Here is a 23,365-nt window from a genome sequence, read left to right as displayed (position 1 = left end):
TGTGAGTGACGACCCAGCCCGGCAGAAATCGATACTGCGGCAGGTGCTGCTATGGAACCTGGGCCTGTTTGGCGGGCTTGGTGTTGCCGGCTGGGTCGCTGACTCCAGTGCGCTGACGGCCAACGCGGTCGACAACGCATCGGATGCGGCCGTCTACTTGATTAGCTACCTGGCGATCGACCGCCAGCCGGCCTGGAAGCGCTGGGCGGCGATGCTTTCGGGGATCATGTTGCTCCTATTTGCATGCTTCGTATTGGCCGATGTCGTACGCCGCTGGTTGGGGGATGCCGAACCCGTGGGCATGACGATGATGGTGCTGGCTTTGGTCGCCGCAGGCATCAACCTGTGGTGCTTGGTGCTGCTCCGGCGGGTTCAGTCAAACGACGTAAACATGCAGGCAGCCGAAACCTTCAGCTTCAACGACTTCATTTCCAACGGTGGCGTACTCATCGCCGGAGGGCTGGTCCTGTGGATCGGCTCACCTTGGCCTGACCTGGTCGCCGGTGCACTGATCGCCCTGGTCGCGATTGTGGGAGGCATAGGCATCCTGCGTAGCGTCCGTGCGGACAAGAAGCAGTCTTAACCATCTAAACGACTCCCTAGCAACACTGCCCGTGTCCTTCAATGGCTAACCCGAGGTAGCCCGTCATGACCGAGAAACTACGCCTGGATATCCAAGTCCTGCTGCCCGAGATCGACAGCGATGCAGATGGATGCGTGGATCGGCTGGTCAGCGACCTGCAGGGGCGGCCGGGCATCGAAGGGGTGCATCTTCGGAAGGGCGAAGGCGACCAGCCAAGCCAGCTGTGTGTCCATTACGACCCTCAGGTCCAGTCCTTGGCCCGAATCCGCGAGGTGGTGCAAGCCGCCGGGGCGCAAGTCACCGCACGCTTCGGGCACGTGCTGTGGGAGGTAGATGGCATCGGGCATGAACGGCGCGCGCGGACGGTTGCCGAATTCTTGCGCTCACAATCTGGCGTGATGGAGGCCGATGCCAGTGCGGCCGGGACGGTGCTGGTGGAGTTCGACCGCGATCAGATATCCGAGGAGAAGCTCAAGGGCGCTCTGTCGTGGATGGGCGTCACTCGACGGGTCAAACCCTCCGACGACAAGGTATTGGTCGAGTCGACGACGCTCGATCAGTCTCACGAGGATAAGGGCCACACGCACGGTGCCGACGAGAAACATTCCCATGCCCCAGGCGACGGCCATGCGTACGCCCATGGTCAGGTATTGGGCCCCAATACCGAGTTGATCTTCGCCTTGACGTGCGGCGCGTTGCTGATCGCCGGCTACCTGGTAGAGAAGCTGGTGCCTACGGCGCCGGGCTGGTTGCCGGTTGCCTGCTACGTAGCTGCCTATTTCTTCGGTGGTGCTTACACGCTGCGCGAGGCGATCGACAACCTACGAATGAAGCGGTTCGAGATCGACACGCTGATGCTGGTGGCCGCTGCCGGCGCGGCGGCACTGGGCTCATGGGCCGAAGGCGCCTTGTTGCTGTTCCTGTTCAGTCTCGGACACGCACTGGAGCACTACGCGATGGGCCGGGCCAAGCGGGCCATCGAGGCCTTGGCGGAGCTGGCGCCTGAGACTGCCACGGTACGGCGCGATGGGCAGGTGCATGAGATCCCAGTCGAGGAGCTGGCGGTGGGCGATGTGGTGATCGTGCGGCCCAACGAACGCATGCCTGCCGACGGCTTCCTGGTAGCGGGTACCTCCAGCGTCAACCAGGCCCCAGTCACCGGTGAGAGCATCCCGGTGGACAAGCGCCCGGTCGATGATTACGCGGTAGCGCGATCTAAGCCCGACGCGGTGGACGCGGCCTCGCGGGTATTCGCCGGTACGATCAATGGCAGCGGCGCGATCGAGGTCGAAGTCACACGTCGTTCTACCGACTCGGCACTGGCCCGGGTGGTGCGCATGGTCAGCGAGGCTGAGACGCGCAAGTCGCCCACGCAGCGGTTCACCGACCGCTTCGAGCGGATCTTCGTCCCAGCCGTCCTCGTCCTGGCCGTACTGCTGTTGTTCGCCTGGGTGGTGATCGACGAGCCCTTCCGCGACAGCTTCTACCGCGCGATGGCGGTGCTGGTTGCCGCCAGTCCGTGTGCTCTTGCCATTGCCACGCCTAGCGCGGTCCTGTCCGGTATTGCCCGGGCCGCTCGCGGTGGCGTGCTCATAAAGGGCGGTGCCCCATTGGAGGAACTCGGATCGCTGAAGGCGATGGCGTTCGACAAGACTGGCACCCTCACCGAGGGTCGGCCACGAATCACCGATATTGTGCCTGTCGATGGCACAACCGAAGAGGATCTGCTCGCGGTGGCGGTGGCGGTTGAATCATTGAGCGACCATCCGTTGGCCGCGGCGATTGCACGCGACGGCCGTGCGCGGCTGGAGGGGCGCGCCATTCCCACGGCCACCGACCTGGTAAGCCTGACCGGCCGGGGTGTGGCGGCTACCCTAGAGGGGGAGCCGGTCTGGATTGGCAAGGCGGAAATGTTCGGAAGTGAGGATATCCCTGCACTTGGCACCGCCGCCACCCAGGCAATTGAGGAACTGCGCCAAGCTGGACGGACCAGCATGTTCGTTCGCCAAGGCACGCGTGATCTGGGCGCCATCGGCCTGTTGGATACACCACGAGACGGAGCTCGCGAGACACTGCAGCAGCTGCGCGAGCTGGGCATCGAGCGAATGATCATGATCTCCGGCGACCACCAGCGGGTGGCTGAGGCAGTGGCTGGCCAAGTTGGACTGGACGAGGCTTGGGGTGACCTAATGCCTGAGGACAAGGTCGAAGCCATCCGAAAGCTGCGTGCACAGGACAAGGTGGCAATGGTCGGTGACGGCGTCAATGATGCCCCTGCCATGGCCAATGCAACGGTAGGGATCGCGATGGGTGCAGCTGGATCAGACGTAGCCCTGGAGACCGCGGACGTCGCACTCATGGCTGACAACTTGCGGCACCTGCCGTTCGCAGTGGGCTTGAGTCGTCATACACGCGGGGTGATCCGACAGAACGTGTTCGTCAGCTTGGGGATCGTCGCTTTCCTGGTGCCGGCGACGATTCTTGGCTTGGGTATTGGGCCCGCGGTAGCCATACACGAGGGCTCAACCTTGCTCGTGGTGTTCAACGCGCTTCGCCTGCTCGCGTACCGAGGCAAGGCCACAGCATCGGAATGATGTCAGCGTGAAGCGATTGCGAAAGTTTCTGCGCCGGGCACCAATGGGGTTGTTGCTGTTGATCACCATGTCCAACCCCATTCTTGCAGCCGTGGGTGAGTTGCACGACGCCTTTTCGAGTGCAGCCGCAATGCACCACGGCGACATAACGGCGAGCCCAGTGGCTCAGTCCGCTGGGGCAGAAGATCATGATGCGGGCTCCAAGGATCTGTTGCATGCATTGGTGCATGGCGCTCACTGTTGCGGCCACCTGCCTGCGATTTTGCAGATGTCGGTCCAGATCACAGTGCGCAAGCTCTTAGTCACCGCACCCAATACCCAGGCCGAAGCCAAGCCTGCTGTTCGTCCTTTCGAATTGAATCGCCCTCCCATCGCAGTGTGAATCGACACCGGGGTGTCCCGGTGCTTTTTCCCATTGCCGAGATTGGAGGGCTCTATGCCTACATTCACGATGGCGCATTGCGCCATGCTTTGCGTTGCCGCTTCAAATCACCTGGGTGCAGGCTGTAAGACCGGGGGTGCCGGGTACGAGATTCACGGTCGTACCTCGGTGGCGCCATGACAGCCATTCCTCATGAGAATGTCCTCCGTTGGTTGGCGGGAATCGGCAGACGAATTGCAACCAGCCTGGGGAAGCGCCCGAATATTGCGCTCGAGAGTCTGATTCTTCTGGTATCGGCCTACTTTGTTGCGGTAACCAATACAGCGTTCTGGAAGGCCTTGTCAGCTACGGGCGTCTTGGAGGGGTCGCGGGGATTGGCACTGGTTCCTTCGCTGGCAGTAGCGATAATGGGATTCCATGCCGCAGTACTGGCTGCATTCCTCAACCGATGGATTGCCAAACCAGCACTGACCATCCTGATGGTGCTGACAGCTGCGGTCGCCTTCTTCGCGGACAGCTACGGGGTCCACATGGACCAAAGCATGATCCGCAACATGCTCAAAACCGACGCGTCCGAGGCGGCCGAACTGTTCACGCCTGGACTGCTCGGATACGTCTTTGTGTTCGGCATTATTCCGACGATCGCAATCTGGCGGACAAGGCTGATTGTTGTGCCGTGGCGCCGCGCCGCCTTCCGTCGAATCACCTTCATCATGTCGATGTTGGCGCTTACCTTGACTGCGGTGCTTGCTACCTTCAACGACCTTTCGCCGCTGATGCGCAATCACAAGGCATTGCGATACCTGATAGCTCCAGGAAACTACATCGTTTCCACTGCCAGGGAGATCGAGCGCCAGAGGCGCCCGAAAAAAAACGCTCTGCACGTGGTCGCACCAGATGCGGCCCAAGTTGCCCATGCCCCTGGTTCCAAGCCTCATCTTCTAGTGATCGTGGTGGGGGAAACGGTGAGGGCAAAGAACTGGGGCTTGAGCGGTTACGCGCGACAAACGACCCCTCAACTCGCGTCGCTTGACGTGATTAACTTCCAGGATGTGACGGCTTGCGGGTCGAATACCGAAGTCTCGGTCCCCTGCATGTTCTCGCCCTTCGGTCGTAGATCCTACGACCAAGACAGGATAACTTCGTCAGAGTCCTTGCTCCATGTTCTGGAGCGAGCTGGAGTGAGGACGCTATGGCGTGACAACCAAACCGGTTGCAAGGGTGTATGCGATGGATTGGCATTCGAGTCCTATCGCGAGCCACGAAAGGACGATCATTGCGACTCGCAGGCATGCCGCGATGCAGTCATGTTGGATGGTCTTCATGACGCCATCGATGACAACCCCGGAGACGTGGTCGTAGTCCTCCATCAGCTGGGAAACCACGGGCCAAGCTATTTCAAGCGGTACGCGGACCAGTTCCGCCGTTTTGTTCCGGACTGCCGTAGTGCGGACTTGGGGAGCTGCTCTCGCCAGGAGATCATTAATGCCTACGACAACGCCATTCTTGCCACTGACGACTTCCTCGCCCAAGCCATCCGCATGCTGGCTGATGACGCGTCACACGATACTGCCATGATCTATATCTCAGACCATGGTGAATCGCTTGGAGAAGCCAATGTGTACTTGCATGGCCTTCCTTACGCGATTGCCCCGGATACCCAGATCAAGGTGCCGCTTACCGCATGGCTGTCTGAAGGAATGGTGGAGAGCAACGGAATCGACGTGTCGTGCGTTGAGGCGCGCTCGCGCATGCATGCCAGCCATGACAACTTGTTTCATTCCGTTCTCGGTCTGATGCAGATCCAAACGAACGCATATGAGCGGGACCAGGATCTGTTCGCCGATTGCCAGCGGCCCCCATCAAGCGGGCGCGCCGGACTTGGCCCTTCGGAAAAACAGCGGCCGACAGACTAGCTATTGAGAAAAGCGGCAGGCCCTTGGAGGGCCGCAGTGGTCGCCGTCTTAGCCGATGACTGCTTGGACGTATTTGCCTGGGCCAAGGCACTGCCGGCCAGGGACTTGGCGGTTTTGCTGGCGCCCGGATCCCGCAGGACCGATGAGGCGGTCCTGGTGACCTTCGGCCCCGATTGTTCGCGCTTGGACATCACCGATTCCTTTCCGTGGCGACTAAGGAAGCCCAATCGCGCCTGCCACGGTGGGGCGCGACTGGAGGAAGTTCAAGCAACCTTGCGCAGCGGCTGCTGCAGCTCGGCCACGTCGAGCGTGAAGTCGAGCGGGACCTGGATCGGTTCGTCCGGCTCGCGCTTGTCGTTGTAGACATCCACGTCGGTCTTCAGTTGCAGACAGTCTCCGACGATCTGCTGGCGGCGCTGGGCGAAGGAACGCACGAAGTGGTTGTGCGGCGCCTCTGGGTCGTCCAGGTCGGCCCAAAGCGACAGGGTCTTGTTACCCTTCTTGTGGGTGGCCGCGTGCTTGGCCCGATACCGGCGCCCGTGCTTGTCGGTTCGATATTCTTCGCGCCAGACTTGGGCAATGTCCGCCGCGATAGCGTCAATGATCGTTTTCGGGTTGGGCTTATGCAGTCCGTTGTGCAAGGCCCAAGCTGCGACGTCGTGGGGGTCGAGGAGGCCGTCGTTGCCCGTCTCGGCCTTGTAGCGCTCGACGTAGTCTTTCACCTGATTGGTATAAGCGGACATTGCGGTACCTCCTTCAGTCGGTCTGGACCACGCCCCAGCCGTCGGTACGGGCTGAGCTGGTGACAAAAGAGCGCACCTTGACCTGGTGCTTCCGGAACAAGTCGAACCGGCGTAGGCGACGCTGCAGCTGGCCAACGACCAGGCCTGGATGAATGTTCAGGCGCTGAGCGAACTGCAGGACACGCTCCTCCTTGAAGAACGGGGCGACCCGAGCCACGAAACCACTCATCTCGGTTTGGTCGACGCAGAACTGGGCCGCCTCCTTATTGGCGACCTTTTCTTCCTCGCTGATCTGATCGCTCGGTTCGGAGTCGATCTCCTGATCCAAGATGTAGCCACGATCGCGACCGTGGCGCTGGAGGACATGCTCCAGTTCATGGCGAAGTACGAACCAGAAGTTGTCGATCCGATCCAGGCGCAAGGTCATGGCCACCACCGGCCGGTCTTCGGCCAGCCAGAAACAGGCGCCGTCGATCTTGGTGCCGGCAATGGGTTCTACGATCACGAAGCGCACCCCGCACTCGTCCAGAATCCGGGCCACGTGCCGGGTTTCCTCCGGAGCCGTCCGCAGCGCCGACAATCGCGGCAGCGCCGAGCGCAATGCCCCCTCGTCGTAGGCACCGTTGACCAATTCACTGGCAACCTGGCGGGCCCGGCGCAGCCAAGCCAGTTGCAAGGCAGTGGGGGCAGCCTCGGCATCCGTCTTGCGGGCGGCATGAGAAAAGGTGAGTGGCTGATCCAGACGCGTGATGTCGAAGAACTCCAAGAACTGCTGCTCAAGCACCTCGATGCTCTTACTGGCGGTGATCCAGCCGCGCTTGGTCATCTCCCGCACGGGAAAGCGGTTGTACAGGTCGGCACGGCGGGCGATCAGGTTGTCAGCCAGGCGAACCTTGGAGAGCTGGTACTGGCTCTCCAGGTTCATCCACACCTCCGCACCGGTGCCCAGCGACTCACCCAGCTGGATGGCCGTCTCGGGCGTGATCGCCTTCTTGCCGGCGATGATCTCGTTGATCAGGCGCACCGGGCGACCCATGATCTCGGCCAGCTCGGTCTGAGACCAATTGCGCGCCTCCAGCTCCTCACGCAGGAATTCGCCCGGTGGAAAGATTTCGGCGAACGTGTTCATGGCGTGTCCTCGGGGGTGTTAGTGGTAATCGGCAATGGAGACAACGACGACTTGCTTCCCTGCATCGTCTTCTTCGAGGCGGACAATCAGCCGCCATTGATCGTTCAGGCGCATGGAACGCTGCCCGGCCCGGTCGCCCTGGAGCTTTTCGTAGTGCAGCGACTTCATGGCATAAAAGGCGCGCTCGTCCGAGGCGGCGCGGATGAACTGTAGGCGCTTGCGAAAGGCCTTAACTAAGGCGCCGTCCATGCCGTTGGTGAAGTTGGGATCTGCCTCCAAGCGTTCCAGAGTGGGATCCTCAAACCTGACTTCCATGCGGTCGGCAACCTCGATATGCGTCTTTTACACTTAGTGTAATAAGCGCAACTTTTAGTTGCAAGTCCTTGCAACGTGTGCTCTAGCTACGGCCTCCCTCAAGCCGGATCCTCGATTTCGTACTGGTTGACCCCTGGTTCGATCCGAAAACCGGGATCACACGGGATAATCCAATATTATCCCGCCTCACTATGGGCCCTAAGTCCTAGGGAACTTCGCTCGTTGATTAGCATGTAATTACATGGTATGTAATACATTACGAAATAACGCGGAGGGTTGGCTTATGGCCCGATCAGGCTTGTACAAAGGTGACGTGCAGCGTGCTCGCGACAGCTTGCTGGCGCAGGGCAAGAACCCTTCTGTGGACGCCGTGCGTGTGGCGCTGGGCAACACCGGCTCGAAAACCACCATCCACCGCTACCTCCGGGAACTGGAGGGGGAAGAAGGTCGTCCGGTGGGAGCGAAGGCAGCGGTCAGCGAGGCATTGCAGGACCTGGTCACTCGCTTGGCCACGCGCCTGCATGAGGAGGCCGAAGAGCGCCTCGACGAAGCCCAGCAACGCTTCACAGCCCGGGTTCAGGAGCGCGACCAGGCGATCGAGCAAGGCCGACAGGAGGCCGCCGCCCTCAGCAACCAGCTCCAGCGCACGGAAACGGCCCTGCAGGCCGAGCGTCAGGCTCACGAGGCTACTGGCCGCGAGCTCGGCGCCCGCACAACCGAGGTTGCCCAGCTTCACGAACGCATTGCCGGCCTGACGACGCGGCTGGCCGAACACGAGGCCCATGCCCAGTCTCTGGAAGAGAAGCATGCACATGCCCGCGAAGCGCTGGAGCACTACCGCACCACGGCGAAGGAACAGCGCGATCAGGAGCAGCGCCGGCATGAACACCAGCTACAGGAGCTTCAGCTGGCCCTACGGCAGGCCAACGAGACGTTGGCCACGAAGAATCAAGAGCTGCTCCTGCTCAATCGCGACAACGGCCAGTGGCTTGAGCGACATGGCCGACTGGAGAGAGAAGTGTCGCTAACCCGGCAGGCCCATGAGGCCCAGCAGGCCGAACTCGATGCACTGCGCTTGACCGCATCTGAGCACCGCGCCCTGCAGGTTCGTTGGAATCAGGACCACCAGGCCTTGGAATCCCTGGAGGCTGAGCTGGCACAGGTGCGTACCGAGCTGGCCAGAGAGCGTGATCGGCGGGAGTCCGCTGAAGCCCAAGCCTCGCGGCTGCAAGGGCACCAGCAGGCCATTGACCAACTATTGGTGCAACTGCGCCAAAGCGACGCCGGGGTCTCGGCCAGCGAGAAGGCCAAGAGGTAAGGTCGGGCCAAGGAGCGTAGGAGGCGGCTTTCAGCAATACCGCCTCTGGCATGTCTACAATCGATCCTGACTACCGTGGCTGCGACGCAGACCGTGCCATGCCCTTCGACATCACACAGATTGCAAGACAGCACCAGTTTTTCCAGAACGCCATGGGCGCCTCGTACAGTGCTGTCCAGTCCTTCATCGAAGAGCAGGAGCGCTGGCGCGAACGCCTGCTGAAACCATCGGCCGCATACCAATCGATCCTGGATCGTGCCAGCGCACAGCAAGATCTCATGGATCGGTACAGGGATCTTATTTCTTCATCGCGCATGCTTGAGGTGAGCAAATACTGGGATCCAAGCCAAACACTCTCGTGGCTCGACGAAGCTCGCCGCGCCACCGAATCGTTTAATGACGTTTTCGAGAAGAACCGCAAGCTGTTGGATCAGATTGCAAGCTTCACTGATCCGTTCCTCGACCTGGTAGAACGGCTGAAACTTGAACAGATTGCTCCCTGGGCCTCCCAGATGGAAGCAACGGTCGAGCATGTCCAGAGGATGCTGCAGTCCTTACCGGACGATGACGATCCGGAGTGGGACTCCTTGGGCAGTCGCTTGGAAGATGTCAACGTCGCCATAGCGAACCTCCCCCCAACAGGAGCCACTAAGCAACAGATCCGGGCCATAGGGATAACCTGGGAGCAGTGGAATGCCCTGTTTTGGGTGCTGAGCACACTTTTGACCGTTCTGACGATGATCGAAACACATGCACAGGGGCGTTTTGCTCGTGAGCAAGCAGCCCAACAACAAATTGATAGTGCGCGTGCCGCTCAAGAAGAGCGGAAGTATCACGAACAATTGCTTGCTGCGATCGCGTCCTTGGCGAATCATTCGCCCATTCCCCAGGCCCGCTATGTGGTGGGCCCCAGGGAAGTAAGGGTGAAATCGGCTATAAGCAAAGGGCTCACTCTAGATCTGGCCTACCCCAATCAAGAAGTGATAGCCACAGGAGAGCAGGGTCGTTGGATCAAGATCAGGTACCGCAACCACCTTGAAGAGCGTGATGTCGAAGGCTGGGTGCTAAAGAAGTACCTGACGCGTCAACGAACATCCACGATCGATCCGGGTTCGGATGAGAATCCGTCGCCATAGAAGTGGGAACGGATTTGCTATATTTGTCTCTAAATGAGGCCAACTTCGATGACAAAGAAAGAAAAGACGAGCGAGAAGCTGGCCAGCCATTCGTCAAAAGTGATGCGTGACCCTTACGCTACGAAGACCGCAAAATCGCTAGCGGGAAGCGCGCTGTCGCAAACGCGTACCGACAAGAAGACGTCGTCGAAGGTGGCCACCAAGGCCTCGGAAGTCATGAACGACAAGCGCAGCTCAAAGTCGAGCAAATCTTTGGCCGGTAGCGTGCTGTCGCAAGCAGGGAGTTTTCCCGTCAAATCGTTTCCCATTTATGGCAGCTCGCTGACCAAGGCTGAGCGCTCGTCGGCAGTTCGTAAAGTGGCCTCGAAGAAGAAATAGGGGCACCAATGGCACGGGCGAAAGTGGTCGTCGACCCTGATTTCGTTTTTATCAATTGTCCCTTTTCTGACGACTTCAAACAGCTTTTTCAGTGCATGCTGTTTACCGTAGTTGCCTGTGGATTCAGGCCACGCACGGCGTTGGAAGCAGCTGACGGCGGTGATGTCCGCCTGGATAAAATCGTACGACTTGTTCGTGAATCGTCGTACAGCATTCATGACTTGTCGGCAGTTGAACTCGATAGCGTGAACAACCTTCCGCGCTTCAACATGCCATTTGAACTGGGGATGGTGATCGGCTGCAAGAAACTCGCTGGAAGATCGTACGCGTCCAGATCGCTCCTCATCCTTGAGCACACTCGTTACACAACCCAGAAGTGCCTGTCGGATATTGCTGGCCAAGATCCAACCGCCCACAACGGAAATCCTCGGACTTTGACCAGAGTCGTCCGAAACTGGCTATCTCAAGAATCCAAACGAACAAATATACCGGGCGAGCGGAAGGTGTTTGAGGCCTATCAGAGATTTGATGCTGAGCTATCAGATATCTGTAATGAAGCCGGCTTGGACATTGAGACGTTGAACTACCCTGATCTGCTCGGCTTCATCCAGGAGTGGCTGAAGCGACAGTAGGCGAATCTTTAGGGAGCACTGCAATGCAAGACCCTGATGATCGGTTTGGCATGCCTGAAAGTGCCTTTAGTGCCGCTCGAGCTTCTCACGGCCCCAACAACCCGTTCGTCCGCCTCGGCATGTATGTGCCAACGCGCAGAGAAGTAGCCGAATCTGATCCTGAGTGGTTGTATTCGGTTCTTGAGGAATGGATGTGGGAGAGTCCTGCAGAACTCATTCCCAACAACCCTCAAATCTCGGATGTCCGGCAGGTGCTTCTAGGCCGACTCGACGCAATCGAGCCTCCTGTTGTTAGGCTAATTGCCCTGTGCGACAGCTACCTCAAAACGTGACATCTTCAGCGCTCCAGTGCACGGATAGCATTGGGCCAGTTTGAGTGCGGCAGGCTCTCAAGCCGCCGTGGTCGGCAATCAGGCAAGGCTTGCGCGGCCTACGTCAAGAACAAGAACTCCTTTGTTTTTCAAAGCGATAGCCACTATGCGGCTGTATTTGTAACGATTCCCGGCCGACCCTCAGTTACGAAATACCGGGCCCACCCTGTATTTCGCATAATGTGCATTATGTCTTATGGACTCGAGGCTATTGCCCCCACGGCCTATGGCGGCCTTCCCGGGCCTGAGGTAAATCTGGCCGCGCCACGGGTCCGGGGTCGTGGCCAGGGTCAGTGTCGTGTTCCCCGTACTCGATACCGGGGCAGCCATGGCGCGAGCGACGCGAAGCTTGAGGACGATGCTTCAGGTCCGCGCGGTACTCCTGGGGATCCTGGCCGGCCTGCTGCTATCCGCCGGTGGCACGTCCGCCGCGACGCCGGCGACATCGTCCCCGGTGCTGGCCACTGGCGCGGGCCAGGCCTCCGCGCCGGCCAGCTCGCCGGCTGCCGAGGCGACGGTCCGCTTCTACAACCGCGACATCGTCACCCTCCGCAGCGAGTTCCTCGGGCGTGGGCCAGAACTGCGGGCGCGAACCAGCGAAGCGACGATCCGCCGCGTGGTCGAACGAGGCACCCCGGCGAAGATCGAGTTCAAGGAATCATCCGAAGGCACGCTCGTGCTGCTGGGCGACGAGCTGACCATGATCCTGACGCCCGCGGACCTGGATGTGCTCAACGGCGAGACGATGGCCCAGGCCCGCGCCGGCGTGGCGCGGCGCCTCGGCGATGCGGTGACCACTGCCCAGCGCGAACAGGCGCCCGCGAGGCTGCTTCGTGGCGTGCTGTGGACCGTGCTGGGCACGGCCATCGCGATCGCCGCGGCCCTGGGCGTGCTGTGGCTGGGCAGGCGGCTGCGCGGGCGCGTCAAGCGCTGGCTCCAGCGCACCGAAGAGGCCGCTTCCCCGGGCTCGGTGCGGCATCTGCTCACGGGGGTGCGGATCGTCGGCGACTGGCTGCTGCGCATCCTGGTCGCGGTGGCGCTGTTCCTGGTCGCCGAAGAATGGCTGCGCTTCACCCTGGGCCAGTTCGGTTTCACCCGGCCCTGGGCCGACGCGATGACCGGCTGGATGCTGGACCTGCTGCGCGGTTGGGGACATGCGATCGCCGGTGCCCTGCCCGGCCTGTTCGCGGCGATCCTGATCTTCCTGCTGGCGCGGCTGCTCACCCACACCGTCAGCTTGACCTTCCGCGGCGTGGCCGAAGGCCGGTTCCAGCTGTTCGGCATCGACCAGGTGCTGGCCGAGCCCACCCGCAAGCTGGTCAACGTGATCATCTGGCTGTTCGCGCTGGCGATGGCCTATCCCTACCTGCCCGGTTCGGACACCGATGCCTTCAAGGGCCTGAGCGTGCTGGTCGGCCTGATGGTCTCGCTGGGTGCCTCGGGCATCGTCGGCCAGGCCGCCGGCGGCTTCACCATCCTCTACTCGCGCACGATGTCGGTCGGCGACTACGTGCGCAGCGGCGAGGTCGAAGGCGTGGTGCTGCAGATCGGCCTGTTCACCACCCGCCTGCGCACCGCCGCCGGGGTGGAGGTCAGCATTCCCAACAATGTCGTCCTCGGTGGCCAGCTGCACAACTTCTCGCGCCATCCCGACGGGCCGGGGATGTGGATGGAGACCGGCGTGACCATCGGCTACGACACGCCGTGGCGGCAGGTACACCGGCTGCTGCTCGCCGCGGCCTCGCGCACGCCGGGCGTGGCGCGCGAGCCGGCGCCGTTCGTGCTGCAGACGGCGCTTTCGGACTTCTATGTCGACTACCGGTTGCGGGTGCGCGTGGCCGACCCGCTGCGGCGGTTCCCGGTCCTGAGCGAACTGCATGCGCAGATCCAGGACGCCTTCAACGCCGAGGGCGTGCAGATCATGTCGCCCAACTACGAGGCCGATCCCGACCGGCCGAAACTGGTCCCGCGCGAACACTGGGAAGGACTGCCGGTCCCGGCGCCGCCGACGGACGCGCCCTCGCGCCTGGACTGACCGCGGCTCGCGGCGCGGCGACCGCGCCATCCCCGCCCTACTCCTCCGGTAATCCCGGCGGCGAGCGCCGCCACGCCGGCCCGGACGCTGCGGCCTCACCGGCCTGGTAAAGCGATGTCATCAGGCGACATGGAAGACGCAGGTGGGCTACACGCGGCCGTTCCGACAGATGCCGCGCGACGCTGCACCCGCCCTTGACGCGGCGCCAGCGCGGCGCGATGTTGGGCGCCAGGCAAGTCCCTTCCCGTCGTTGGTCCAGGGGTGAGCTTCATGATGCGGATCATGGTCCTGTCGGCGCTGGTGTCATCGCTTGCCGCGTGTGCCCATTCGGGCCCTTCCCTCAGCACGGCCGAGCGCCTGGACCTGTAACGCGCACACGCCGGGCCACCCGTGGCCAGCTTCCAGATCAGCCGCGTCGCCGGCGTCAACCGCTGGACGCCGCTGGGCGACCAGGCCCTGGCCATCTGGAACACCTCGGTGCAAGGCTACCTGCTCGAGTTCCGTACGCGCTGTGCCGGTCTGTCCCTGGCCAGTTCGATCACCATCAGCAACTCCATGGGGATGGTCAACCCGCGGCTCGACAGCGTGCAGCCGCGCGCGGCCAACGGCTCGGCCATCTCGCAGCCGTGCCGGATATCCAGCGCCCGCCCGCTCGACGGCCGGGCCTTGAGCGAGGCCAAGCGCGAACTGCGCGAGGCCAGCGTGATCGAGCGCGCGGCGGACGTGGTGCCCGAGGAAGACTGACCCATCCATCCGCGCGCACGCCGCCGATCGGCAGGCTGCGGGTGGTCGCGGTGCCGGGGAACCGTCGGCGCGGCGATCGCGTACGCCGCGACCACGTCCGCGCTGTATGGCCGCCTCGCGTGGGGTGCGCACCGCGGGTTGGCGCGCCTGCCGGCTGCGTCCGGCCGCTAGTGCCGGGCGCCTGGCCCCGCTCAGGCGGCGGCGGTCACCACGATCTCGACCTTCCACTGCGGGTCGGCCAGGGGCGCCTGGACGGTGGCCCGCGGCGGCGTATGGCCCGGTGCAACCCACGCGTCCCAGGCCTGGTTCATGCCGGCGAAGTCGGCGATGTCGGCCAGGTAGATCTGCGCGCGCAGGATCCGGGTCTTGTCGGTGCCGGCCTGGGCCAGCAGCGTGTCGATCGCCTCGAGTACCTGGCGGGTCTGGCCGACGATGTCGAGGGACGCGTCCTCGGGCACCTGTCCGGCCAGGTAGGCCACGCCGTTGTACACGGCCAGTTCGGACATGCGCGGGCCGACATCGAAACGCTGGATCACGGGGAATCTCCTGGCAGGGGCGATAGGACCGCCGGCGGCGGCGGCGCAGCATACACCGGCGCGCCTCAGCGGATGCGCTGGGGTTCCAGGGCCGCGGCGCTGGCCTCCAGCAGTTCGCGCAGCACCTGCGGCGAGGCGTCGGCCAGGCGCCGCAGGTACAGGCACGACCTGCCGATGCGGTGGCGTCCCAGCCTGGCCAGCAGGGACTCGCGCCCGGTGAAGCCATCCATGACGTAGAGCGACAGCTCCCTGCCCTTCGGCGAGAAACCGAGCAGGGGCCAGGGCTGGAGCCGGCCGTCCGCGTAGCGCTGCGCGTACTGGCCGAAGCCGACGATGTTGCCGCCCCACACCACCGGCGGTTCCCCGGTGACGGACTGCATCAGCGCGGCGAGTTGGCGGGCGTCCTCGCGCCGGGCCTCGTCGAGTCCGGCCAGGCACGCGTCCAGCGACATGGCGGTGGGTCGGGTCTTGGGTTCGCTGGCCATGGGCCGGTCTCCTCGATCTGCCGCTGGCTGGCGGCGCGCCGCCCGGGCCGCCGGCGCGGCTGCCCGGCCCGGCCTGCCGGCTGCGAGTGTACGCGGCCGCGCGCCCGGGCTTAACTTCGGGCCCGCCGCGCCGATACGGCAACGACACCCACGTGCGCGCCCCCCATGCTCATCATCGTCGGCTTCATCATCGTGATCCTCAGCGTGCTCGGGGGGTTCGTGCTCTCGCACGGCAAGCTCGGCGCGCTGTGGCAGCCCTACGAGGTGCTGATCATCTGCGGCGCGGCGTTCGGCGCGTTCCTCGTGGCCAACCCGCTGAAGGTGGTCAAGGGCGCGCTGCTCGGCATCCCCGGCCTGCTCAAGGGCGCGCGCTACAAACGCTCGGACTACGTGGACATCCTGTCGATGATCTACGACGTGCTGGTCAAGGCGCGCAAAGAAGGCATGATCGGGATCGAGAAGGACATCGACAACCCCGGGTCCAGCCCGGTGTTCTCCAAGTACCCCAGGTTGCTGGCCGACCACCACCTGATGGAGTTCACCACCGACTGCCTGCGGCTGATGGTGAGCGGCAACATGGAGCCCCACGAGCTGGAGCAGCTGCTGGAGATCGAAGTCGAGACCCACCACCAGGAGGCGGTGGAGCCGGCGCATGCGCTGCAGGTGCTCGCCGACTCCCTGCCCGGCTTCGGCATCGTCGCGGCGGTGCTGGGCATCGTGATCACCATGGCCGCCATCGGCGGCGAGGTCGCCGAGATCGGCCACCACGTCGCCGCGGCGCTGGTCGGCACCTTCCTGGGCATCCTGCTGGGCTACGGCTTCGTCGGCCCGCTGGCGGCCTCGATGCAGCACCGCGCGCACGAGGAAGGCAAGGCGTTCGAGATCATCAAGATGGCGCTGGTGTCGAGCCTGCGCGGCTACCCGCCGACGGTGGCGGTGGAGTTCGCCCGCAAGCTGCTGTTCTCCGACGTGCGCCCGGCCTTCGCCGACCTGGAAGCGCACCTGCGCGGCAACCGCTGAGCGGCCATGGACAAGACCCAGCCGATCATCATCCGCCGGATCAAGAAGACCGCCGGCGGCCACCATGGCGGTGCCTGGAAGGTCGCCTACGCCGACTTCGTCACCGCGATGATGGCGTTCTTCCTGGTCATGTGGCTGGTGGGCATCGCCAGCAAGGAACAGAAGGCGGCGGTGTCCGAGTACTTCAAGAACCCCAGCGCGGTCGAGGGCACCGCCGCCATTCCCGGGACCAGCTCGCTTGGCCCGGGCGGCGCCTCGGACAAGATGATCCCGACCGCCAATGCGCTGTCGATGCCCGGTGGCGTGGGGCCGCGCGTCGGCGACCCGGGCGAGGCCACGCGCAGCCGTATTCCCACCGACGCGCAGGAAGACGCGCGCGCGGCGGCCGCGGCCGAGGACCGTCGCCAGCTGGACGAGCTGCGCAAGGAGCTGGAAGCGGCGATCGAGAAGAGCCAGGCGCTGGCGCCGTTCAAGGACCAGTTGCTGATCGACCTCACGCCGGAGGGATTGCGGGTGCAGATCGTGGACCGCATGAACCGGCCGATGTTCGACCTCGGCAGTTCGAGCATGAAGGACTACACGGTCGAGGTCATGCACGAACTGGGCACCCTGTTGTCCGGCACGCCGCACAAGATCGCGCTCGCCGGCCATACCGACGAGACGCCGTTCCAGGCGCCGCGTGGATACGGCAACTGGGAGCTGTCCAGCGACCGGGCCAACGCCGCCCGACGGGCGCTGCTGGAGGGCGGCCTGGACGAGGCCCGGATCGCGCGCGTGGTCGGGCTGGCCTCCTCGGTGCCGTTCGACCGCGCCGATCCGCGCGCGCCGACGAACCGCCGCATCAGCATCGTGGTCCTGAACCGGACGCCCGATGCCGGCATGGACGCGCTGGCGAGCGCGCCGGCGAACCCGGCGACGCAGGCGATCGCAACGGCGCCTGAATTGGTACCACCGCTGGCGTCTCCCGCCCCCCCGCCAGCGCGCCCTTATAGGCATACACTCGGGGCATGGTCGGCTCATCCGGGAGGGTGCCATGCTGCCTGCATTGACATTGATGGCCGCGCTGGCGCTCGCGCCGCAGGCGACGAACGCCGGGACACCGGCGGCGGTTCCCACCATCGAACAGGTCATGGCCGTGCCGGCGCCGTTGCGCGCCGAGGTCCACGCGCGCGTGGTCGAACCCGGCGGTACGCGCAACGAACAGCTCGAACGGCTCGCCGACTACGTGTTCGGCGACGATGGCCTGGCGCTCGAGTACGACAACGAGGTCACCCGCACGGTGGCCCAGGTCTACCAGGACCGCAAGGCCAACTGCCTGTCCTTCACCCTGCTGTTCGTGGCGCTGGCGCGCGAAGCCGGGCTGGAGGCGCAGGTGCAGGAAGTCGGCGAAGTGCTGGCGTGGTACCAGGACGAGGGCGTGATCTACAACGCCAACCACGTCAACGTCGGCGTCCGCACCACCATGCAGTGGCAGGTGGTGGACGTGGACACCAACATCCTGGCCGCCCGCAACCGCCCGCGCAGCATCGATGACCGCCGCGCGATGGCCCATTTCCACAACAACCGCGGCGCCGAGCGGATGGCTTCCGGGGATGCGCCGGGCGCGTATGCGCTGCTGCGGGCCGCGCTGGAGGACGACAAGACCTTCGTCCCGGCCTGGAACAACCTGGGCGTGCTGCTGCTGCGCGAGGGCGACGCGCGCGGCGCCGAACGCGCCTACCTGACCGCGCTGCGGCTCAAGAAGGACCACGCCGCCACCCTGAGCAACCTGGTCACCCTCTATCGCCGCAACGGCGATGAAGCGATGCAGCGGCGCTACGAATGGCGCCTGGACCGGGTACAGCGCACCGATCCGTTCCACCAGTTCATGCTGGCGCTGGAATGCGAGAACAGCGGCGACTACGATTGCGCGATCGCCCGCTACCGGCGCGCGATCGCGCTGCAGGGCGAGGAGCACCAGTTCCACTTCGGCCTGGCCCGGGCCTATTTCCTGTCCGGCGACCTGGCCCGCGCGCAGCGTGAGCTGGGTCGCGCCTATACGCTGGGCGGCAACGAAAGCGTACGCAGCGTCTACCGGCAGAAGCTCGACGGGCTGCGCCGCTGGCGCGAGCAGGCTTCCAGCCAGTTCGTGCCCTGAACACGACAACGGAAGGCATGGATGGTCGATTTCGAACTGGAAGGCGAATACGTCGAGTTGAACCAGCTGCTGAAGCTGGCGGGTCTCTGTGACAGCGGCGGCGCGGGCAAGGCCCTGGTCGCCGCTGGCGAAGTGCGCGTGGACGGCACGGTGGAGCTGCGCAAGACGTGCAAGATCCGGGCCGGGCAACGTGTGCGGTGCCACGGCGTGGAGATCCGGGTGGTACCGGCGGGCTGATCCGGCCGCCCGCCGGCCCGCGGACCGGTATCATGGCGCCTCGGATCGTGCGCGAGGGGGACGCCGCATGCCGACACGGGCTTCCCCGGAACCAGAGGTGGCCGCCTTGCCGGGTGCCGCGCTTTCGAGCGTGGCGCCCGAACGACTGGCGCGCATGCCGCGCCGGGTCTATCCGTTGCGCATCCTCGGCATGGGCCTGGGCGGCCTGCCGCTGGCGGTAGTGCTGCATGAGATCGATGCCCCCGCTGCCTGCTGGGCCTGGCTGGTCTTCACCGCCCTGCTGTGGCCGCACCTGGCGCTGTGGCTGGCACTGCGCAGCCGTCATCCGCACCGGACCGAGGTGCGCAACCTGCTGTTCGATTCCGCCCTGGCGGGGTTGTGGGTGCCCCTGATGCACTTCAACCTGTTGCCGAGCGTGTTGCTGTTGACGCTGGCGACGGTGGACAAGATCAGCACCGGCATCCCGCGCCTGTGGCTGCAGTCGCTGCCGGTGGTCCTGGCCGGCATGGCGCTGGGCTGCGTGATCGCCGGACCGGCGTTGCAGCCGGTCACCAGCATGGCGGTGATCCTGGCGTGCCTGCCGATGCTGCTGATCCACACCATCGCGGTGAGCCTGGCCGCCAACCGCATGATCGGCCGGATCCGCGAGCAGAACCGCGAACTGGACCGCCTGCACCGGGTGGACGCGCTCACCGGGCTGGCCGGCCGCCGCCATTGGCAGCAGCAGGCCGACGCCACCCTGCGGCGCCTGCGCGAGCAAGGGGCGCCGGCCGCACTGCTGATGCTCGACATCGACCGGTTCAAGGACATCAACGACCAGTACGGCCACGCCTCCGGGGACGACGTACTGCGCCTGGTGGCCGGCGTGCTGCGTCGCCGCCTGGGCGAGCACGACAGCGCGGGTCGCTTCGGTGGCGACGAGTTCGCGGTCGTGCTCGCGGGCGTCGATCGCGACACCGCGCGTGGCCTGGCCGAGGGCATGCGCCGCGACCTGGAGGCCGCCGCGGCGACGCTGCGCCTGCCAGGCCTGTCCTGTTCGATCAGCGTGGGCGTGGCGCAAGCCGATCCGCGCCATGCCAGCGTGCGCGAATGGCTGGAGGCGGCCGACGCGGCGCTCTATGCGGCCAAGCATGCCGGACGCAACCGGGTGGTGGTGGCCGACGCGGCTGGCATCCAATGACGGTCCAGGTTCCCGCATCCTTGGCTGCCGCCTGCCGGCCTGTCCGGCCGCCCATCTCCTAGAATGGGCCGCCGCAGGCCGCACGAGCCACTGGCACGACGAGGAACGTGATGACGGAGCGTTTGCCCACCTGGGTACAGGACTGGCTCGGCACGGTGTTGCCGATCGGCGAAGTGCTGCTGGTCCTGGCGGTGGCCTGGTTGCTGCAACGGCTGGTCCGGGCCATCGTCCGGCGCCTGGTGGCCAACCGTGGCCTGCCGCTGGAGATGGCCACGGTGCTGCGGCGGGTGTCGGCCACGCTGATCAGCTGCGCGGCGGTACTGCTGGTGCTCGAACGCATGGGCGTCTCCGGCACGGTGCTGTGGACCGCGTTCACCGGCTTCGCCGCGGTCGGCGCGGTGGCGTTCTTCGCCGCCTGGAGCGTGCTGTCGAACATCTTCTGCACGGTGCTGATCTTCAGCACCCGGCCGTTCCGGCTGCAGGACCACATCGAACTGCTGGAGAACGGCGAGAAGCCCGGGCTCAAGGGCCGCGTGGTCGACATCAACCTGATCTACACCACGCTGCTGGAGGTGGGCGCCGACGCCAGCGACGAGGGCAGCGTGCTGCAGGTTCCCAACAGCCTGTTCTTCCAGCGGACGGTGCGCCGCTGGCGGGGCCAGGGCGTGCCGGCGCGGTGGCTGCCCCCTGCCCCTTCAGGCGACGGCTGAGCCAGGCCGGCGCACGCGCGTCAACGCAGCTGGCTGTCCTTGCTGCCGCGGCGGTTGTAGGCGCTGAAGCCGTTTTCCTGGTCATGCGCCTCCTGGCAGGCCACGCACAGGCGTACCCCCGGTATGGCCCTGCGCCGCGCCGGCGGAATCGGCGCATCGCATTCTTCGCAGCGTTCCAGGCCGGGCCCCGTCGGCAGCTGGCGGCGCGCGCGCTCGACCGCGTCCTTCACCGTCGCGTCGATCTGGTCATTGACCGCCCCGTCGCCTGCCCACCCGGTCGCCATGTCGTTCTCCTGGATGCGTCGCCTTCCACGACAGCGTGCCCGGAGCGACTTGAACAAAGCCTAAGGCCGTCCTCCTGACCAACCGCGCCCGGTTTGACCAGCCGTCCGTCCCCGGACGACACCCGCCTGCCGCGCCACCTGACTGGCGGCGGGCAAGCGCTTTTTTTACCTGAATCGCCCGCATGGATCCCGGCGCCGGGGTCGAGACTTGCATGCCCGATCGCGAGTGGCGAGGCTGGCCCCTTCCGCATGCCCCCGCAGGAACCCCGATGCCCGATCTGCTGCGCCGTCACCTGTTGTGGACCGGTGCGCTCGCGCCGCTGGCGCTGGCGTTGCCGTCCCCGGCCAGAGCCCAGGTGCCGCCCGCACCCGCGGCCCTGTCCGCCGGTTCGACCGCCGAGCAGGCCACCGCCGGCCTGGACCTGCGCGGCAGGACCATCCTGGTGACCGGCTGCAACTCCGGGATCGGCCTGGAGACGATGCGCGTGCTGGCATTGCGTGGCGCGCACGTGATCGGCACCGCGCGCACATCCGACAAGGGCAAGGCGGCCTGTGCCAGCGTGTCGGGCCGGGCCACGCCGGTGGTGCTGGACCTGGCCGACGTCCGCTCGGTGCGCGACTGCGCCGCGCAGGTGCACCAGCTTGCCCCGCGCCTGGATGCGCTGGTCTGCAACGCCGGCATCGTGCTCGACGACTGGGAGAAAGTGGACGGGTTGGAGAAGCAGTTCGTGGTCAACCACCTGGGGCATTTCCTGCTGGCCGAGCAGTTGCTCGACCGCGTGGTCGCGGCGCAGGGGCGCGTGATCGTGCTTGGCAGCGGCGACCATCGGAATGCGCCGGCAGGCGGGATCCAGTTCGCCCGCCTTTCCGGTGAAGGCTGGTACCGCAGGGGCTACAGCCATTCCAAGCTGGCCAACGGCCTGTTCTCGCTGGAGCTGGCGCGGCGCCTGCAAGGCACCGGCGCGACCAGCAACTGCGTCACCCCGGGCCACACCCGCACCGCGATCCTGCGCAACAGCGGCAACAACTACCGCGAAGATGCGCGCACGCCTGCGCAAGGGGCGGCAACGCCGTGCTATGCAGCGGTCCACCCGGCGATGGCCGGAGTCAGCGGCGCCTACCTGCGCGACTTCACCGCCGGCGAGCAGAGCGCCCAGCAACAGGACGCGGCGATGGCCGCGCGCCTGTGGGCGGTGTCGCACGAACTGGTCGCGCGTAACGCCTGATCCCCATCCTGGCCCGCAACGCCCGCGCGTGCGGCTCAGGCCGCCGGCTTGGGCAGCGCGTGCCAGGCCTTGAGCAGTTCGGCTTCCTTCTCGCGGCTGATGCCCGCGCGCAGCTTGGCCTGGCGTTCGGCGGGCTGCGAGGCCAGCCAGGCCAGCAGCTCGCTGATGGTGGTGTCCAGCGGCCGGAAGGTCAGCCCGGCGGCGACGGCGCGGGCATTGCTGACCTGCCCATAGCCGCCGTACGGACCCTGGTCGCGCGGCACCCAGATCGGCAGTTCGATCTGCTTTTCTTCGACGAAGGCCGGGCTGACGTGGGTGAAGCTGGCCGCGCTTCCGGTGACGCGCTTGCTGGCCTCGAGCATGGCGTCCATCAGCAGCGGCTCGCGTGGGCCGACGGCGTTGAAGGTGCCGAAGGTGCGGGCTTCGGCCAGCCGGATCATCCACTCGCCCAGGTCGCGGCCGTCGATGACCTGGATCGGATCCTTGCCATCGCCGGGCACCAGCACCTCGCCACCCTGGGCCACGCGGTGCGGCCAGTAGGTGAAGCGGTCGGTCTCGTCGCGCGGGCCGACGATGTAGCCCGGTCGCACGATGGTCACCGCATCGCCGAACTGCTTGCGCGCCTCGGCCTCGCTGAGCGCCTTGAGCGCGCCGTAGAGGTTCTCGATGTCGGCCATCAGCGTCTGCTGGGTCTCGGCCATCGCATCGGCGCCCTTGTAGGCGGCCAGCGGCGCATCCTCGGTAATGCCCGGCCTGCTGCCGTCGGCATAGACCGAGATGGTCGAAATGAACAGGTAGTGGCCGACATTGCCGGCCAGCACCTGGCCGGCATCGCGCACCCAGAACGGCAGGCTGGTCGGGTTGTCGATGCATACGTCCCAGGTGCGGCCCTTGAGCGCCGACAGGTCGCCGGCGTTGCGGTCGCCGTGCAGCTGCTCCACCTCGCCCGGCCATTCCGGCGAGGGGCGCTTGCCGCGGTTGAACAGGGTCACCTGGTGGCCACGCGCCAGCGCGTAGGCGACCTGGAACGGTCCGGTGAACCCGGTACCGCCCAGGATCAGGATGCGCAGCGGTTTGCCGGCGCGCGCCACCGGCGCAGGGTTGGCGGCGAATCCGGGAAGCGTGGCGGCGGCGGCCGCCAGGGCGCCGATCCGGATCAGGTCACGACGTGTGGTGCGCATGCGGCTGTTCTCCTGGCGGGAGGGGAGCAAGGTCCGTTCGTGCCTCCCCATGGCGTCGGGATTGATAGCATTCCTCCGGCACGGCCGCCCATG

General features: G+C 65.1%; 23 protein-coding genes and 2 pseudogenes. 18 read left to right on the top strand and 7 right to left on the bottom strand.

The window, feature by feature from the left end:
• Window position 1: 1 nt before the first annotated feature.
• The 4 genes from CSC66_RS00945 to CSC66_RS00930 all read left to right on the top strand — a co-directional run bounded on the left by CSC66_RS00945 (window position 2) and on the right by CSC66_RS00930 (window position 5,475).
• Window positions 2-583, top strand: a complete 582-nt coding sequence (locus tag CSC66_RS00945) for a cation efflux transmembrane domain-containing protein (RefSeq protein ID WP_238394189.1) — start codon at window positions 2-4, stop codon at window positions 581-583.
• Window positions 584-648: 65 nt separating this feature from the next.
• Window positions 649-3,177 carry a heavy metal translocating P-type ATPase gene (locus tag CSC66_RS00940; RefSeq protein ID WP_162375412.1) on the top strand — a complete coding sequence of 843 codons (2,529 nt, stop codon included), beginning with the start codon at window positions 649-651 and terminating at the stop codon, window positions 3,175-3,177.
• A 7-nt stretch (window positions 3,178-3,184) separates the two neighbouring features.
• Window positions 3,185-3,559 (top strand): hypothetical protein, encoded by a 375-nt coding sequence (locus CSC66_RS00935; RefSeq protein ID WP_162375411.1) that lies wholly within the window; start codon window positions 3,185-3,187, stop codon window positions 3,557-3,559.
• 176 nt (window positions 3,560-3,735) lie between these two features.
• Window positions 3,736-5,475, top strand: a complete 1,740-nt coding sequence (locus CSC66_RS00930; RefSeq protein ID WP_162375410.1) for a phosphoethanolamine transferase — start codon at window positions 3,736-3,738, stop codon at window positions 5,473-5,475.
• Window positions 5,476-5,738: 263 nt separating this feature from the next.
• On the opposite strand, the gene CSC66_RS00925 is transcribed toward CSC66_RS00930, so the two are convergent.
• Genes CSC66_RS00925 through CSC66_RS00915 form a run of 3 tightly spaced genes read right to left on the bottom strand, consistent with a single transcriptional unit; the run spans window position 5,739 to window position 7,662 of the window.
• Complete coding sequence (locus CSC66_RS00925) at window positions 5,739-6,218, bottom strand: hypothetical protein (protein WP_162375409.1); 480 nt, start codon at window positions 6,216-6,218, stop codon at window positions 5,739-5,741.
• 13 nt (window positions 6,219-6,231) lie between these two features.
• Entirely contained in the window at window positions 6,232-7,347 is a 1,116-nt protein-coding gene (locus tag CSC66_RS00920; protein WP_162375408.1) for a HigA family addiction module antitoxin, read from the bottom strand.
• 18 nt (window positions 7,348-7,365) lie between these two features.
• Window positions 7,366-7,662, bottom strand: coding sequence for a type II toxin-antitoxin system RelE/ParE family toxin (locus CSC66_RS00915; RefSeq protein WP_162375407.1), 297 nt, complete (start codon window positions 7,660-7,662; stop codon window positions 7,366-7,368).
• A gap of 283 nt (window positions 7,663-7,945) precedes the next feature.
• Here CSC66_RS00915 and CSC66_RS00910 point away from each other — a divergent pair, with 283 nt between their 5' ends.
• From CSC66_RS00910 to CSC66_RS00880, 7 genes and pseudogenes are all read left to right on the top strand, one after another.
• On the top strand, window positions 7,946-8,980 hold the full coding sequence (locus tag CSC66_RS00910) for a DNA-binding protein (protein WP_162375406.1): 1,035 nt from the start codon (window positions 7,946-7,948) through the stop codon (window positions 8,978-8,980).
• Between the two features lie 98 nt (window positions 8,981-9,078).
• Window positions 9,079-10,116, top strand: a complete 1,038-nt coding sequence (locus tag CSC66_RS00905; RefSeq protein WP_162375405.1) for an SH3 domain-containing protein — start codon at window positions 9,079-9,081, stop codon at window positions 10,114-10,116.
• A 48-nt stretch (window positions 10,117-10,164) separates the two neighbouring features.
• Window positions 10,165-10,494, top strand: coding sequence for a hypothetical protein (locus tag CSC66_RS00900; protein WP_202935565.1), 330 nt, complete (start codon window positions 10,165-10,167; stop codon window positions 10,492-10,494).
• An 8-nt stretch (window positions 10,495-10,502) separates the two neighbouring features.
• Entirely contained in the window at window positions 10,503-11,126 is a 624-nt protein-coding gene (locus tag CSC66_RS00895) for a hypothetical protein (RefSeq protein WP_162375404.1), read from the top strand.
• Window positions 11,127-11,149: 23 nt separating this feature from the next.
• Window positions 11,150-11,458: a hypothetical protein gene (locus CSC66_RS00890; RefSeq protein ID WP_162375403.1), complete on the top strand. Its 309-nt coding sequence runs from the start codon at window positions 11,150-11,152 to the stop codon at window positions 11,456-11,458.
• Between the two features lie 397 nt (window positions 11,459-11,855).
• A complete protein-coding gene (locus CSC66_RS00885; RefSeq protein WP_162375402.1) occupies window positions 11,856-13,532 on the top strand; it encodes a mechanosensitive ion channel family protein in 1,677 nt (558 codons plus the stop codon).
• 381 nt (window positions 13,533-13,913) lie between these two features.
• A pseudogene (locus CSC66_RS00880) lies at window positions 13,914-14,276 on the top strand (DUF6491 family protein); the annotation flags it as partial.
• Between the two features lie 191 nt (window positions 14,277-14,467).
• On the opposite strand, the gene CSC66_RS00875 reads toward CSC66_RS00880, so the two are convergent.
• Both CSC66_RS00875 and CSC66_RS00870 read right to left on the bottom strand, forming a co-directional pair.
• Window positions 14,468-14,812, bottom strand: a complete 345-nt coding sequence (locus tag CSC66_RS00875) for a RidA family protein (protein WP_162375400.1) — start codon at window positions 14,810-14,812, stop codon at window positions 14,468-14,470.
• Between the two features lie 65 nt (window positions 14,813-14,877).
• Window positions 14,878-15,297, bottom strand: a complete 420-nt coding sequence (locus CSC66_RS00870; protein ID WP_162375399.1) for a DUF1801 domain-containing protein — start codon at window positions 15,295-15,297, stop codon at window positions 14,878-14,880.
• A 165-nt stretch (window positions 15,298-15,462) separates the two neighbouring features.
• On the opposite strand from CSC66_RS00870, the gene motA reads away from it, so the two are divergent.
• The 6 genes and pseudogenes from motA (at window position 15,463) to CSC66_RS00840 (ending at window position 20,581) form a co-directional block, all read left to right on the top strand.
• Window positions 15,463-16,317, top strand: coding sequence for a flagellar motor stator protein MotA (gene motA / locus CSC66_RS00865; RefSeq protein WP_162375398.1), 855 nt, complete (start codon window positions 15,463-15,465; stop codon window positions 16,315-16,317).
• Window positions 16,318-16,323: 6 nt separating this feature from the next.
• A pseudogene (gene motB, locus CSC66_RS00860) lies at window positions 16,324-17,130 on the top strand (flagellar motor protein MotB); the annotation flags it as partial.
• Between the two features lie 220 nt (window positions 17,131-17,350).
• Window positions 17,351-18,454, top strand: a complete 1,104-nt coding sequence (locus tag CSC66_RS00855) for a transglutaminase domain-containing protein (RefSeq protein ID WP_162375397.1) — start codon at window positions 17,351-17,353, stop codon at window positions 18,452-18,454.
• A 21-nt stretch (window positions 18,455-18,475) separates the two neighbouring features.
• On the top strand, window positions 18,476-18,691 hold the full coding sequence (locus CSC66_RS00850; protein WP_162375396.1) for an RNA-binding S4 domain-containing protein: 216 nt from the start codon (window positions 18,476-18,478) through the stop codon (window positions 18,689-18,691).
• 97 nt (window positions 18,692-18,788) lie between these two features.
• Entirely contained in the window at window positions 18,789-19,871 is a 1,083-nt protein-coding gene (locus tag CSC66_RS00845; RefSeq protein WP_238394188.1) for a sensor domain-containing diguanylate cyclase, read from the top strand.
• Between the two features lie 110 nt (window positions 19,872-19,981).
• Complete coding sequence (locus CSC66_RS00840) at window positions 19,982-20,581, top strand: mechanosensitive ion channel family protein (RefSeq protein WP_162375394.1); 600 nt, start codon at window positions 19,982-19,984, stop codon at window positions 20,579-20,581.
• A 20-nt stretch (window positions 20,582-20,601) separates the two neighbouring features.
• Here CSC66_RS00840 and CSC66_RS00835 read toward each other — a convergent pair whose 3' ends face one another.
• Window positions 20,602-20,865 carry a DksA/TraR family C4-type zinc finger protein gene (locus tag CSC66_RS00835; protein WP_162375393.1) on the bottom strand — a complete coding sequence of 88 codons (264 nt, stop codon included), beginning with the start codon at window positions 20,863-20,865 and terminating at the stop codon, window positions 20,602-20,604.
• Between the two features lie 269 nt (window positions 20,866-21,134).
• On the opposite strand from CSC66_RS00835, the gene CSC66_RS00830 reads away from it, so the two are divergent.
• Complete coding sequence (locus CSC66_RS00830) at window positions 21,135-22,091, top strand: SDR family NAD(P)-dependent oxidoreductase (RefSeq protein WP_162375392.1); 957 nt, start codon at window positions 21,135-21,137, stop codon at window positions 22,089-22,091.
• A gap of 35 nt (window positions 22,092-22,126) precedes the next feature.
• On the opposite strand, the gene CSC66_RS00825 is transcribed toward CSC66_RS00830, so the two are convergent.
• Window positions 22,127-23,272, bottom strand: coding sequence for an NAD-dependent epimerase/dehydratase family protein (locus tag CSC66_RS00825; protein ID WP_162375391.1), 1,146 nt, complete (start codon window positions 23,270-23,272; stop codon window positions 22,127-22,129).
• Window positions 23,273-23,365 lie beyond the last annotated feature (93 nt).

Origin of the sequence: Pseudoxanthomonas kaohsiungensis, assembly GCF_010211765.1 — a bacterium.
GTDB lineage: Bacteria > Pseudomonadota > Gammaproteobacteria > Xanthomonadales > Xanthomonadaceae > Pseudoxanthomonas > Pseudoxanthomonas kaohsiungensis.
This window is presented reverse-complemented; position numbering and strand designations above follow the sequence as displayed.